This window comes from Noviherbaspirillum pedocola, assembly GCF_016632335.1.
Taxonomy (GTDB): Bacteria; Pseudomonadota; Gammaproteobacteria; order Burkholderiales; family Burkholderiaceae_D; genus Noviherbaspirillum_A; species Noviherbaspirillum_A pedocola.
In genome coordinates, this window is the sequence record NZ_JAEPBG010000051.1 from 1 (window position 1) to 13,809 (window position 13,809).

Annotated in this window: 7 protein-coding genes and 6 pseudogenes; 4 read left to right on the forward strand and 9 right to left on the reverse strand. The window is 56.9% G+C overall.

All coding sequences use genetic code 11. The features are described from left to right. Nucleotides 1–127: 127 nt before the first annotated feature. The 4 genes and pseudogenes from JJB74_RS32550 to JJB74_RS32565 form a co-directional block, all read right to left on the reverse strand. Nucleotides 128–889 (reverse strand): annotated as a pseudogene (locus JJB74_RS32550) (IS701 family transposase); the annotation flags it as partial. Between the two features lie 454 nt (nt 890–1,343). After that, nucleotides 1,344–1,712, reverse strand: a complete 369-nt coding sequence (locus JJB74_RS32555; RefSeq protein ID WP_200598705.1) for a response regulator — start codon at nt 1,710–1,712, stop codon at nt 1,344–1,346. Between the two features lie 35 nt (nt 1,713–1,747). After that, the gene (locus tag JJB74_RS32560; protein ID WP_200598706.1) at nt 1,748–2,071 is read right to left on the reverse strand and encodes a hypothetical protein; all 324 of its coding nucleotides are present in this window, start codon (nt 2,069–2,071) and stop codon (nt 1,748–1,750) included. Then, complete coding sequence (locus JJB74_RS32565; RefSeq protein ID WP_200598707.1) at nt 2,055–3,203, reverse strand: IS5 family transposase; 1,149 nt, start codon at nt 3,201–3,203, stop codon at nt 2,055–2,057. Before JJB74_RS32565 ends, JJB74_RS32560 begins: the two co-directional genes overlap by 17 nt. Nucleotides 3,204–3,353: 150 nt before the next feature. Between JJB74_RS32565 and JJB74_RS32570 the strand changes: the two are divergent. Beyond that, a pseudogene (locus tag JJB74_RS32570) lies at nt 3,354–3,740 on the forward strand (transposase); the annotation flags it as partial. 587 nt (nt 3,741–4,327) lie between these two features. Here the strand turns inward: JJB74_RS32570 and JJB74_RS32575 are convergent. Next, complete coding sequence (locus JJB74_RS32575; protein ID WP_200598709.1) at nt 4,328–4,555, reverse strand: cyclic nucleotide-binding domain-containing protein; 228 nt, start codon at nt 4,553–4,555, stop codon at nt 4,328–4,330. Between the two features lie 311 nt (nt 4,556–4,866). Here JJB74_RS32575 and JJB74_RS32580 point away from each other — a divergent pair, with 311 nt between their 5' ends. Beyond that, the gene (locus JJB74_RS32580) at nt 4,867–6,000 is read left to right on the forward strand and encodes a sensor histidine kinase (RefSeq protein ID WP_200598710.1); all 1,134 of its coding nucleotides are present in this window, start codon (nt 4,867–4,869) and stop codon (nt 5,998–6,000) included. A gap of 371 nt (nt 6,001–6,371) precedes the next feature. Here the strand turns inward: JJB74_RS32580 and JJB74_RS32585 are convergent. Next, nucleotides 6,372–7,582: pseudogene (locus JJB74_RS32585) on the reverse strand (IS3 family transposase). 22 nt (nt 7,583–7,604) lie between these two features. On the opposite strand from JJB74_RS32585, the pseudogene JJB74_RS33610 reads away from it, so the two are divergent. Further along, nucleotides 7,605–8,759 (forward strand): annotated as a pseudogene (locus JJB74_RS33610) (putative bifunctional diguanylate cyclase/phosphodiesterase). Nucleotides 8,760–8,904: 145 nt separating this feature from the next. After that, a complete protein-coding gene (locus JJB74_RS32600; protein ID WP_200598713.1) occupies nt 8,905–9,441 on the forward strand; it encodes a PAS domain-containing protein in 537 nt (178 codons plus the stop codon). A 645-nt stretch (nt 9,442–10,086) separates the two neighbouring features. Here the strand turns inward: JJB74_RS32600 and JJB74_RS32605 are convergent. The 3 genes and pseudogenes from JJB74_RS32605 to JJB74_RS32615 form a co-directional block, all read right to left on the reverse strand. After that, nucleotides 10,087–10,638 (reverse strand): annotated as a pseudogene (locus JJB74_RS32605) (IS5/IS1182 family transposase); the annotation flags it as partial. A gap of 112 nt (nt 10,639–10,750) precedes the next feature. Next, a complete protein-coding gene (gene ltrA, locus JJB74_RS32610) occupies nt 10,751–12,232 on the reverse strand; it encodes a group II intron reverse transcriptase/maturase (RefSeq protein ID WP_200598714.1) in 1,482 nt (493 codons plus the stop codon). 609 nt (nt 12,233–12,841) lie between these two features. After that, nucleotides 12,842–13,735: pseudogene (locus tag JJB74_RS32615) on the reverse strand (IS5 family transposase); the annotation flags it as partial. Between the last annotated feature and the right edge of the window lie 74 nt (nt 13,736–13,809).

Consider the following 13,809-nt stretch of genomic DNA (forward strand, 5'->3'; position numbering starts at 1 on the left):
CTTTTATAACCGCCAGCGGCGTCACTCACGCCTTGGCTACGTTTCGCCAGCGCAGTTCGCTGGAAACATCAGCAAAACCACGCTGGCCGCTTGAAACGGCAGTGTCCATTATTGACAGTACACCTCAGTCACGCAGTCGTACTTCTTCCAGCACTTCCTTAAACGAGTGGGCCATGTCTTCGGGTGCCCAGCCGCGCCCCACCGAGCCGCGGTGCGACAGCACAAAGGGCAACTGGCGTCGTCGCAACGTGGCCACGAGTTCACGGTGATCGCCATAAAAACAATCCGCCACGATGGCCTTGAACGCAATACCAGCCGCCAACGCCTTCTCAATCAGCGCCATGGCAAGTTGCGGTTTGCTATGGAAGGCCGGGTCCTTCTTGCCGTCGGGCAGACGGCTCTCCGGAGTGTAGGGTGCCACATGCAAGGGGTAATACCGCTGTTCATTGGCCCACAAGGTCGTCACTGCCACGATGCCGTTATCGATCTTGCCCACCGAGCCCAGATACTGGCGTGCTACATGCTCGGTGGCACAGCCATCCTTGCGGTCGCCGGTGTCATCGACGACGAGCACGCCCTCTGGATCGCTGGCCATCAGCGGATCCTCGCTCAGCAATTGCAGCGTGCGGGCGCTCACGGCGTCGGCATCCCAAGACGATTCGGACAGGAAGAATTGCAATTGCTGTACGGGCGCAGTTTGGGCCTGGACCAGCGGCTCAGCGCCGGCTAATGCCGTGAGCGTCTTGGGGCGGTCACGCGGCGCAAGGAGGCCGGCAAGATAAGTTCGGAAGCTGCGGCGTTGCGCTAGCGAATGAAACAGCGGGTCGAACAGTTGAGCATAGTCTTCCAGCGGGCCGGGTGCCGGAGGACAAGGACGACGTGCAGTCATGGCAGCAGTACCTCCTGCTACCACCATAGACCTTCTGCCACTACTTTCAACAAACTACCAATACTGAGGTGCTCGTTACCCAAAAATCCTACCTCAGAACGACAGGGAAGGTCGGCATAGTCGCCCGACAACTTGCGCCGGGCAGCCGCAATACGTTTCAGACTTTTCCTTGATGAGCTTTCTATAGTAGAAATGGTAAGAACGGCCAAGAGCAGTCATACGGGCTACAAAAGCGAAGGGCCGCTTTGCTTAAGGAACACGACGTTTGATCCTGCATTTGACTTTGATATGTTGCGGCAGGCGGTGCTTATCCCAACTTCTATCAGCCGGCAGTGCCCTCACCGTTCCATGGTTCACCCTGTTTCAACGCTATAGCCCGCGTGCCGCCGACCATCGGAGCCGGTGTCGCCCTTGCGATTGCAGATGGTAAGCACCGGCATGCCGGTGCTGTCGCTTACGCCATGGCCGCGGCCAGCGCGCCGCGCAGATCGGCGCGCGAGAAAGGCTTGACCAGGCCAGCGCGCACGCCGAGCCAGCGCGCTGATTCGAGATTGAACTCGGCCGACACCGCGCGCCGGCCGCCGGAAATCGCCACGACTGGCAGCTCCAGGTTGAGCTGCTGCAGCTCCATGATGGTGTCCACGCCATCCTTGTTCGGCATCAGCATGTCGATGATCATCAGGTCCGCCGAGGCCGACTGCAGATAGGCCAGCGCCTGCACGCCATCGCCGGCTTCAATCACCTCGTGTCCATCCTGGCGGAGCATTTCCACCAGCAGGGCGCGGTACCACTCATCATCTTCGACCACCAGAATGCGGGCCATTGTCTTTCCCCTTAAGCTGCATGCCGCCACCGGACTTATCGGGCCACACCTGCAGTTGCTATCTGTATGGCTTGGGTGGGGCTCTCAGCGGTACTCTGAAGATCGTTCGGCACGGTTAGCCATGCGACGGCAATGGCGATGGCAACAGGGCCGAGCACGGCTAACGTGGCAGATACAAGGAAGTTTTTCATACAACAGTGAGGCAAGAGAAGATGGACGAAAGGACGCTGCGGAATAATACTCGCAAGAAATAATGTTAAAAACAGCTTTTGCACTATGTTGCTTTTATGCATCAATACTGCAATCGCGGCGTGCTTTGTGACTAACAGGGTGTAGACGAAATCAAACTTGATACGCAAGTCTATTGAGTAGCATACGCGCCTCGGCCAGCCATACCCAAGCGGCCGAGACATCCATCTTGCGGTCATGATGCATGACCGTACGGCGCCAGCGTTCAGTCCACGCGTGGGTGCGCTCGACAACCCAGCGCTTCGGCAAGATCACAAACCCAGCACTCACCACGGCGGCTTGCTCGGACACTGTCTTTGGGTCATGTAGAGTTCCGGTCGTGCCGTTACCGGGGCGGACAACTTCGACACGAATGTGGTGTGCCTGCTCAATGTCCTGCGCACATTTTCCTCCGTAGGCCCCGTCGGTATAGAGCTTTTCCAGCTTGGGTAGCTTGGCGCATGCTTGCGCAACGACTGCTGCAGCGGCATCTCTGTCTTGTACGCTGGCAGCGGTTACGGTAAGCGCGATGAGTAGACCCATCGTATCGACGACGAGATTGCGCTTTCGCCCCTTGACCTTCTTGGCCGCATCGAATCCACTGCCACCTCCTTGTGGCGAAGCACGATTGGACTGGGCGTCAATGACTGCCGCTGTCGGCGTGCTCGCGCGCCCCATGCGTGCACGCCATTGTTCGCGCAGTCGGTCTTGCATCTGCTCGAACACGCCCGCCTCAACCCAACGTGCGAACGCCTTGTAGACAGCCTGCCAAGGTGGGAACGTCTCGGGTAATAACCGCCAGGCGCAGCCTGTACGCAATACATAGGAGCACGCATTCACGAGTTCTCGTCGACTGTAGTGCACGGGTGTTCCTCGTTGCCCACGCGCCCGCTCGAACAAATCAGCGACCAGGTCCCATTCCGCGTCGGTTAGATTGGTGCTGTACGGTGATATTTCTTCGCGTCGATGCGCCGCCGTGTAGCCATAACGCTTGGCGCCTTTGGCCGGAGCTCTTGTGAACACCCGTCGCACGGGCTTGAGCCGGACGACGCCTTGCGCACGTAACGCGCGACGGATTGTCGCTGCGCAGACGCGTACGCCGCACCGGCGATGCAACTCGTCGGCAATCTCTTGCAGACTGGCTTGGGCATGTTGCGTCACGATATCGTGCAACGCTGCGATATGCTCAGGGTTCAACGCTGGCGGCCTGCCGCCAGGGTGGACCGACGGAGCAGAATCGTCGAGTGAACGCTTAGTCGCCATGGCATGCTCCCTCCACACTGCAATAGCATGCCACAGCTATCTTATTGATTTCGTCTACACCTTGTAAGAGCGCCTAACAAAACCTCATTGGGGTGAAACGGCGGCCGGCTTCAGCAATGGAAGCTTTACTGAGTTTCGGGAGTTGTTGCCATGGCCAAACCGCTTCTTCCCGATGAGCTATGGAGTTTCATCAAGCCGCTCTTGCCAGCCCACGCCATCGCCCAAATGTGGCCGGCCACGGCTCAGCGACCGTGCTGCACTGACTGGCATCCTGCTTGTGTTGAAGACGGGTATTTTCTGGGAGTATTTGTCGCAACAACTGGGATGCGGCTCGGGCATGACGTGTTGGCGGCGACTGCGCGATTGGCAGCAAGCCGACGTTTGGCAGCGCCTGCACCAAGCCATGCTGCATCGAATGCGCGAGTACGACCAGATCCATTGGGAGCGCGCCAGTGTGGACTCGGCCAGCGTGCCATCCCCCATGGCGGCACACTTACCGGCCGCAATCCCACCGATCGCGGCAAACTCGGCTGCAAGCACCTTCATGAGATAGGCGCTGGCCGCCACGGAGCGCCAAGCGATGCGCCGGTGCGGCTCGCCGGCTGCGATGGCAGGCGCTTTGAAAGGCGTTTCATGGAGGAATGCAGCTTGCGCTGGTGGGCATCCCCAAAATCGGTACCGGGCGCCAGTGGAGATTTCCGAATGATGCGGCTGATTCAGCATCGTGTCAGAGATCGGGCTTGGACATTTCATCGGGGCGCTCCTGGTGCATCGCCAATATTTATACGGATCCCCGAGACGGCGACAAAGGAGGGATCTCTCTCATCCTCGATAGGGCAGCAGCCGGCCCAGCCTGTGTAAAAACAAAAAAGGCCTATGAATTTATGCAAGGTCCAGCATATCGGAGCGTATGCGGAAGGGCACATTGCTGCGCCAGTGAGGGAAAGCAGCATGGATCGTGCGGAGCGTTCGCGTTTTTACAGGGCCTCGGCCAATAGCGGTCGTCCGCTCCAGCCAACGCTCCGTCTGGTTTAGGCTACGAAACGGTCATTTAGGCAGGAAACTCCCCCAGTTGCCGTTATACCGACACGTTGGTGTGCGCGTCGATTTGGCTGGCACGGTCGTCAAGCAATGCGCTTACCGAGAAAGCGTTCAAACTGGTCTTTGATGACTTGATAGCACTCACATGTCGCGCCCTCCAAGCCATCATAGTCCAGCACATTGATCACACCCCTGCTGTATTCCACCATGCTGGCCGTGACGCTCACCGTCGGACGATGCACCCGGAGCATACTGGCCAGGTACTCTTGCGTTAGCTGAAACGGCTGCCCCCGCGCCCGGTTGTAACCCATCAGCACTCATCGGGCAAATCGCTGGTCGTGGGAATGCAGCGCATTGCAGGCAACCGATTGCTGGACCTGCGGCAGGTATGCCTGAAAATAGCGCAGCGAAATTCGAAGCAGTGCCGGATTTGCCGCGAGTTGCTCTTTGAAGATGACCGCTGACATCCTCAGCGTTTCACCAATGTACAAAACCATACAGTAAAACCCCCGTTGCAATTGGTACCATGCGAAATTGCACAGGTAGTTAAGCTGCAGAAAAATATTAATGCATGCCTTGTGGGAAATAATGCGCCCTGAGACATGTTTCTCAGGGGCCCTTCTTGCGTCTATCAAATTTCATCACAGAGAATCTCGAAGCAATTCTCCAGGAGTGGGAGGACTTTGCCAGGAGCATTCATCCCACTTCCGCGACGGCTGATACCGTCGAACTGCGTGATCACGCAGCAGATATGCTCAAAGTCATCGCGGCGGACTTGGTCACCGAGCAGACAGAACAGCAAAGCATCGACAAATCACGCGGCAAAACCGCACAGGTCGAAGGCGAGTCAATGGCAGAGACCCATGCAGTGACGCGCTTGAAAGCAGGATTTAGCGTCGAGCAGCTAGTGGCGGAATACCGAGCGTTGCGCGCCAGTGTGCTGCGGCTTTGGCAACAGCGCACCATAACCACGCCTGCCTTCGAAATTACGGACATGATCCGGTTCAATGAAGCCATTGACCAAGCCCTTGCCGAATCGGTAGCAAGGTATGCACAGATGATGCAGGGGTCGCAGCACCTTTTTCTGGCCATCCTAGGCCATGATGTGCGCAGCCCGCTGAGTGCTATCAATGTCGGCGCGCATGTGCTGTTATTGGATGAAACATCGTCGGCCAAGCAGACGAAAGTAGCGTCCCGCATCTTGAGCAGCGCCGAACGGCTGGGCAGCATTGTCAATGACCTACTTGACTTTGCTGCATCCAATTCGGGGGAAGGAATCCCGGTGAAACCAACAAGCACAGATCTGACTACCGTGTGCGCCGACGTGGTTGAGGAAATGCGAACAATCCATGCGGACCGTACAATTTCGTTGAACCTCAGTGGCAATTTGCGAGGCCATATCGATCGCGCGCGGATTGGCCAGGCGTTGTCAAACTTGGTGGGTAATGCCCTACAGCATGGCATGGCCGAAACCCCGGTTACCGTTACCGTCCAAGGTAGGCCGGATGAGATTACGCTCGCTGTTCACAATGAAGGCAAAGCAATTCCTCCCGTTACACAACAGACGTTGTTCGATCCAATTAAGCGACGGGCACTGCATCCAACGCAGGATCACCAAGGTCGAGTACGGAACTTAGGCTTGGGGCTGTATATCGCCAATGAAATCGCGGAGGCGCATGGCGGTAGCATTACTGTTGTCTCAACGGAGAAAAATGGGACCACCTTTACTATCCACCTGCCTCGACCGCCCCGATAGAGCGCTTAACCGCCCCGAACGAAGGGACTGCCGAAAAGTCTTTTGGGTGGGCATCGTCGAATCTGAACGACTGATAAAGCTCCTCATAGCAATTCGACAGACGTGGAAACCATCTGACCGATTGATGGCAAAGGGTCGGGTTCGGTCCTAGTGCCATTGCCAGCAGCCGGCCAGAAGCTGCCTGTCATCGTATTGGTTTACCCAGCGAGCGGTAAGTAAGGTGACTAAACGATGAGCATAGGCCGCATGTACACCATTTTCTACGGCTCCCATTGTCGTCTTATTTAGTATTTTCTGACTAATGCGTGAAAAGGGACAATTGAGTTGGGGCCGGCCGAGCTGGATTTGCCCCCGTACTACCGGACACAGCGTCACACCAAGGTTAATGATTCCGTCCTGCGCCGAAACTCGCGTGGCGAGCGATAGTTCAGCGCACTATGGGGATGCTGCTCGTTGTAATGCTCGAAGGCGATGGCCAAGTTACGTACCGCTGTCACGGCATCCGGCTTGGGCATGAAGGCGATGTAATCTCGCTTCATCGTCTTCACGAAGCTCTCTGCCATCCCATTGCTCTGTGGGCTGCATACCGGCGTCGTCAGTGGCTTGAGCCCCAGTTCGGTAGCAAACATCCTGGTGCGTTCGGCAATATAGCCTTAACCATTATCGGTAAGCCACTCGATTTCCTCGGGCGCCTTCAGCGTATCGCCAAAGCGGTTTTCCACGGCCGCCAGCATGACATCGCGCACGACATCGCCGCTATGCCCGCCAGTGGTGGCGACCCAGCTCATTGCCTCCCGGTCGCAGCAATCCAGCGCAAACGTCACCCGTAATGGCTCCCCGTTCTCACAGCGGAACTCGAAGCCGTCTGAACACCAGCGCCGGTTGCTCCTGGAGACGGCGACTTTGCCATCGTGCCGCCGCTGCGTCCGCGGTGGTATTGGCCGGCGCTGCAGCAGCAGGCCATGCGTGCGCATGACGCGATAGACGCGCTTGGCATTGACAGCCGCCGCACCCTGGCGCTCTCGCTGGCGTCGCAATAGTCCCCAGACGCGACGGTAACCGTAGCTCGGCAAGTGCGCTATCGACGCGCGGATTTCTTCCACCAGGCTAGCGTCGTCAGTCTTACGGGCCGAGCGCCCGTCCTGCCAGCTAGTCGGCCGGGCCAGCTTGACTGCCACATTTGAGCGCGCCACGCCGAGAACTTCGCAGACCCGCTTCACAGGTCGTCCCCTGGCAATAAGGGCGAGCGCGCTAGCCATTTTCGCGACTTCATTACCTCCACGGCTTCCTTGAGAATCTCGTTCTCCATAGTTTTCTTGCCGAGAAGCCGCTGCAGTTCCTTGATTTGCTTGAGCGCGTCATTGAGTTCAGAGGCCGGCACCACTTCCTCGCCGGCGCTCACGGCCGACAAGCTGCCGTCTTGGTACAGCTTGCGCCAGTGGAAAAGCTGGTTTGGATTGACGCCATGCTGGCGCGCCACCATCGAAACCGTCTTGCCCAGCTCAAAGCTCTCCCTGACCATCGCCAGTTTCTCGTCGGTTGACCATCGCCGCCGGCGCTCCGGTCCCGTCAATACTTCCATCACTTCTTTCTTCGTATTAGTCATGAACATAGTCTTATGCCTACCCGCTATTTTAAGTGGGAGACTATGTCCGGCATTTCAGGGGGCCGCTCCACGTCTCAGCAATTTGTCAGGCCCGAAAAGCATACCTTCACGCATTAGTGGCGACGAATTTCTTTTTGTTCTCCAAGATATAGATGAAGAGCAAGCAGCAATTTTTGCCAAAGAAATCATTAATGCGATAAGTAAACCCATTGCAATCGAAGATACAGAGGTAACCGTTGGTGCCAGTGTCGGTATTGCGATGACTAACGATGGAGCCGTTACTCCAGATGAATTAATCAACCGTGCAGACAGTGCAATGTACAGGGCGAAAGAGTCAGGAAGACATACCGCCGTGGTGTATTCGTCAAGATTGGCGCTATGGGAAACCCGACGGCTTCAATTACGGCATGAGTTCCTGCCCGCCCTGCGGACAGGCCAATTCGAATTGTTCTATCAACCACAGTGCCGTTTGGAAGACGGTCATGTCACTGGAGCAGAAGCACTGATCCGGTGGCGACATCCGCAATACGGGCTGCTGAACCCCAGTGCATTTTTGCAAATTGCCGAAGAGTCGGCGCTGGTGCTAGAACTTGGCGAATGGATCATCGAAGAGGCATGTCGACAGGCGCAGCAATAGAAGGCTAGCGGCTTAACGCTGAACGTTGCTATAAATGTCTCAGCACGACAGTTGAACGACCGTAATCTTCCGATATTGCTCAGCGAATCGGTACGCCGATACGGACTTGATCCTTCCGACATCAAAATCGAAATCACGGAAAGCATGCTGGCACAAGACTTTGCAACTGCGACTGAAATCCTCGACACCATTCGAGAACACGGTTTCAGGATTGCCCTGGATGATTTCGGTACCGGATACTCTAACTTCGCCTACATCAAGCGCTTCCCGATCACGACCGTCAAAATCGACCGCTCCTTTGTTGTTGAACTTGGCGAGGACAAGTCAGGAATCGCTCTGATACGAGGCATCGTTGCTTTGGCAAAGTCGCTGGATCTTTCCGTTATCGTAGAAGGTGTTGAGACAGAGCAGCAAAGAGAGGCGCTCAGGACGACAGGATGCGACACGATACAAGGCTACCTGGTTGGTAGGCCATGCCCTGCAGAAGATTTTTTTCGAATGGTATGTACATCGTAAAATCTATCGACGACTGCGGCGCGAGACGGTGGCATTATGGAAGCATGCGTAAATGGCAACTGCCAGTCGTCCGCTGCTGCAGAAATGCAAGACTTGCTATCGTCGTCGCTCATATTGAGTTCGTAGAACGCTTCAGGTACATCGCGTGAGCGCCAACGACCCGATTTGGGATTGGGATTCATCTACGAACGCATTATGGTGGAGCCTTGCCATCCGAGCTTTGTTTGGAATATCCCCGGATGAGATGACGACGTCGATAGAATCTTGGAAGGGCCTCATTCATTCCGAAAACGAGGATTGGGTGCTGGAAAGCATCTACGAAGCCATTGCGAGCAGGCGCAACGCCTGGACTGCCGAATACCGGTTTCAGCGTAAGGATGGCAACTATGCAGAGGTATTTGAACGCGCCTTCATCGTTCGTGATCGAAACGGCCTAGCCACCTGCATGGTGGGCGGCATGTCGGACCTCAGGGAACGCAAACAGTCGAAGCTGCGAGTGGAGGGCGCTCCGCATTTTAAGTTAATGCAATGGGCGGTTCGTGCGCGCAACAGACGAACACAGTCTCCTTTTCGAGATTTGCAAGATCATCGTTGGGACAGGTGGCGACCATACTCTCTGTGTGAGCTTTGTCGGAGAAAGGCGTCCTTTGTTGCTTCACTATGCGCCAACCTATTGGGATGATGCTGCTCGCATGGGCGATGCCGATATATCGTTGAGAGCGCCGTACTGGGATACCGATAGGCCAGCAGCCACTGCGATTCGGAACGTAAGCCGAGTCGTATGCACTAACCTCGCAACTAACCCATCAATGGTGAGGTGGCGCGAGGAGCTGCGCGACTGCGGTCACAGGAGTGCGATTTGGTCGGGAATCATAGGTAAAAAAGCCGCAGACTCTAGGGCCTGCGGCATCAACCGCAGATGGTCCGATCAAAACCACTTACGGGAACTGGTGTGGCCGCAGGCTAGACGTCCAGAAAAGACCTGTTGCCGACAAACGGCGACAAAAAGCGGGCCACTGAGTGCTTTGTGCAAGCTGCTTCGACGTTGTTCCAACTGGAGTTCAGACAAGTACACCAGCATGCGATTCGCGCAAATCCTGCCGGCACAGACTGTTTAGTCGCTTCAAGTTCCTGATTATATAGTCCCATCAGTGGGAGCCATTTGCATTTGGCGATCGGTAGCAACTAAAAGCTATTCGAAACTTAAGTTCCGGAAATGCACAATCTCGGACGCTCAAGCGGCTATCCCTTTAGTCTAATTTGTCGAACCTGCAGAATTGATTCGACGACGCGGCGCGGCGCTTCATGGAGGCATTTTGGCGCTGCTTTACCCGACGATAAGGCTTCTGTTGCCATCTCTGGTTGGCGCAAGCCGGGAGATGGCACGCAGCATGGCGTCCAACTGCAGACGCAATAAAAGGGCCTTCAGCCCCAGACGCTGTACTGCCCGCATCAGCCAGCGCAGGTTGTAGCCGGCGCCGCACAGCACCGCATGCAACGCGTCGCCCGACTCGCCCTGCAACCAGCAGCGATCCATCCGGTGATCTGATTTCAGGTGCCCAATCACTGGTTCAATCGCCTGGCGCCGCCTCAGCCAACGCCGCTGCGGCGCGGTGAGCGACTTGTGTTTGCCGCGATGGATGATCTCGATACCCGGATTGTCTTCGTCGACGCCACGGAATCCGAGGTTGACCACTGCCTGTTTCGGTACTACGCCGATGTCTTCCAGCAGAATGGTGCTTTGCTCGATCTGTTCGCGCAGCACACGACCATCGTAGGGATTGCCTGGGAAGGTGCGCGCGCCAACCACCAGACCGCTCTTGTGCGTGGTCGCCACGCTGGCCTTGACGCCGAACTCGTACGGCTTGCGTGCCTTGCCGTCGGGTAAAGATATGCCGTTACCGGCATATCCTCCCCTAAGAACCGTGCATGCGAGTTTCCCAGCACACGGCTCAAGCCTCTCGAAAGTCTTTTATCAAAACCGGCTTGCACTACGGAGTGACGGCGGATTCTCGTCGGCGGAAATAGGAGTCCCAATCCCGATCGTAGGGGTGCGCATCCGCCCGAATTTTCGTGTGGCGCTGTATCGGGACGGTGGTGGCTCGCATGAGCCGATACGCAAAGCTTCCGCTGGCCACCTTGCTTTTAATCGCAAATTGCCAATCCCGAGATCCCTGTCGATGGAAATATTTCTCCTTCACCCAACCGGCGCTCTTGCGTGGATGCCTGCGCTTGGCCCACAGCCAGAGAAGGTGCCAAATGTGATGATCGACCTTGGCGAAAGTCGCAGCCGATACGACATGCCGATGATATTGTGCCCACCCCCGTATGATGGGGTTGAGTAACATGATCACCTGCGCTTGAGTGGCCGCTTTATTCTTTCGAACCACTTCCCGGACCTTGTCGAGAAGCGCCTTGATGCTCTTCCCGGCTGGCTTGATGAGTAGCTTGCCAGCATACTTGCGTACATGTTGGCCCAAAAAGTCGAACCCCTGTGAGATATGCGTGATGTGGGTTTTCTCCGGGGCTAACACCAACCCCCGCGCAGCGAGAAACTGAACCACAATCGGTTTGACCTGCTGCTCCAGTGTCTCTTTCGAGGCTCCGGTAACAATAAAGTCGTCTGCATACCTGACCAGATGCACCTTGGTTTTCTGGCGCGCTGTCTTGGTGGACCCCATGCCAGATCGGATGGCCTGCTCCAGGCCGTCCAGTGCAATATTGGCCAGCACGGGGGAAATGATCCCGCCTTGTGGCGTTCCCGCCATCGTGCCGTACAAGGTTCGTCGGTCGATGTATCCGGCCTGGAGCCACTTTTTTAGCACCTGCTTATCCATCGGCGTATTTTTCAGCAACCACTCATGGCTGATGTTATCGAAGCAGCCGCGAATGTCGCCCTCCAATATCCAGGTAGCCGAGTCACGCTTGGCAAGGAGAATGAAGCATTGCTCGATGGCGTCGGCGGGTGATCGCTTTGCACGAAAGCCGTATGAATTTCGGTCGGCGGTCGTCTCGGCGACAGGATCCAGTGCCAGGTGCCACAACGCCTGCATGGCCCGATCATGCATGGTGGGGATACCCAGTGGGCGCTCCTTGCCATTCTTCTTCGGGATATAAATTCGGCGAAGTGGCTGTGCACGATATCCCCGATGTTTCAAGGATGCCGCTGCCTTCCATTTGGCCAGCGGGGTAGTCCAGCGTTTGCCGTCCACTCCTGCTGTCCTTTTACCGCGATTTTCCGTCACCCATTTCACGGCGAATAGTTTTCCGTGAAACGAGCGGGTCAGCAGATGTTGTAGGGCTTTCACCCGATTCCATCGGCCTTCCTGTGCTGCCTTGGCAATACGCGTTTGGAGTCGCATAACTTCCTTTCGGACTTCGTCCCAATTGATTTGGGACCAAGGCGCCTCGGAGCCGAAGGGTGCACCAGAATTTCGATCTGACGCATGAGCGTTGTGATCAACCTCTGTCATCTGCTTTCCCTCCTGATGCGATTGTCAAACTCTCTTGCCATGAGAGACCTCGCGGAAGTCTGCCCGCTTTTGCGTCGGGTGATGTCGCAACCCGTATCCATCCCATTACAGAACGGCATTCGCTTTCTCCGCATTCCTTTACCCGCCATGTCTTCAGCATTCCTTGCGGTTCGCCTGCCATTGCTGGCGACCAGACGGGCTTACCATGTTCCGCGCATGTAACACGAGTGGGTTAGATTCTGCCTGTACACCGGCGGCCTGTTTGTCCGTGTGCTCCCTTAGCAAAGCGGGAACATCCGACCGCATACCGTTTTGGTTCAAGCCTGTCAGCGCCTTTGGCTTGTCATGCATAACGATGCCTGAAGCAGTTCACCTGGGTTAACCATGCCACTCAGCCTAGCAGCCTACCCGCATTAGCGCTCGCAGGTATAGCGTCCTCCTCACGGACGACGATGGGCCCGAATCGGCCGACCACGTTGTCCCGATAGCTTCACACATCATCGTTACCAACGATGCATGTATCGGTAGGCTACGGTCGACGGAACGACCGGTTTCCTCCCCAGCTTTGTGGGCTGGGTAAACAATTACATGCGCGACCTCATGTCGCACCTTGCCGATGCACTCCACCTCCGGCGCATGCAGCGCGTACAGCTTGTCTTTGTCCTTGCGCTGCTGGGTACGAATCCTCTCGGCACGGGCTAGCATGGTTTGCAATTGCGGCATCAGCGTAGCGGATACTGCGGTAGCGCCATTGAGCTTGCGCCGGATGTCGCGCATGACGATGCCCAGGATCGTACGCTGGCGCCTCAGCGTGCGACGCAGACGCTTGAATTGCCGGGCATGGGCATACCCGCCCGCTTTGCGACGCAGCGTCTTGCCCTCTCTGGCATAGGTCTGCTTGAGCGCGATGCCGACCCGCTTGGCCAGGCGCACCAGCTGCACGCGCGCCACGTCGAGCAAGCGGCTGTCGGTAGGATGAGCGATGGCCTTTTCCTGCACTGTGGTATCGACGATGACGCGCTCGAATTCCGTAGGCCGCACCGCCTTGATGGCCACGGCCGTGTCGATGGTGGCTTTGAGCACTTCCTCGACCCCGGCTTCGCCGATGGCCTTGCGGAAGCGCCCGAGCTGCGTCGGATCGCAGGGCAGTGTCGGCGTGTAGTAATCCTGGCCGCTGAAGTATTGCCACACCACGTCTTGCGACCAGCGCTCCACCACTGCTTCATCGCTCAGGTTAAAGGCGTGCTTGAGATAGAGCAGCGCGACCATCAGGCGAATCGGCAGGCGCGGCCGCCCAGCCGGGCTGGGAGCGGCGCCGGCCAGCTCCAGCGACGTGCCGAACAAGTCGCAGTCGGCCAGGACTTTGCCAGGACGGGGCCGATGGGCAAACGCCGGGGCCAGCGCGGCTTCGATCTGCGTCCAGGGCAGGCGCTGGGCCAGCACTGCCAGGGGTGTCAATGCCGGCCTTGATTTCCTCAAATCTGCCGAAGTAAATTTCCCCACCCTTGTCGTTGGGCGGTCAGCCCGGTAGTGACGGGTTTCCCTCCTTTTTTGGACGTCCGGGCTTGCGCTTCTCC

What these genes read in the sequence shown, in the direction of transcription:
- JJB74_RS32565 (WP_200598707.1), bottom strand. Translation starts at nt 3,203, where the DNA reads ATGGCGACTAAGCGTTCACTCGACGATTCTGCTCCGTCGGTCCACCCT.
- JJB74_RS32575 (WP_200598709.1), bottom strand. Translation starts at nt 4,555, where the DNA reads ATGGGTTACAACCGGGCGCGGGGGCAGCCGTTTCAGCTAACGCAAGAG.
- JJB74_RS32555 (WP_200598705.1), bottom strand. Translation starts at nt 1,712, where the DNA reads ATGGCCCGCATTCTGGTGGTCGAAGATGATGAGTGGTACCGCGCCCTG.
- ltrA (WP_200598714.1), bottom strand. Translation starts at nt 12,232, where the DNA reads ATGACAGAGGTTGATCACAACGCTCATGCGTCAGATCGAAATTCTGGT.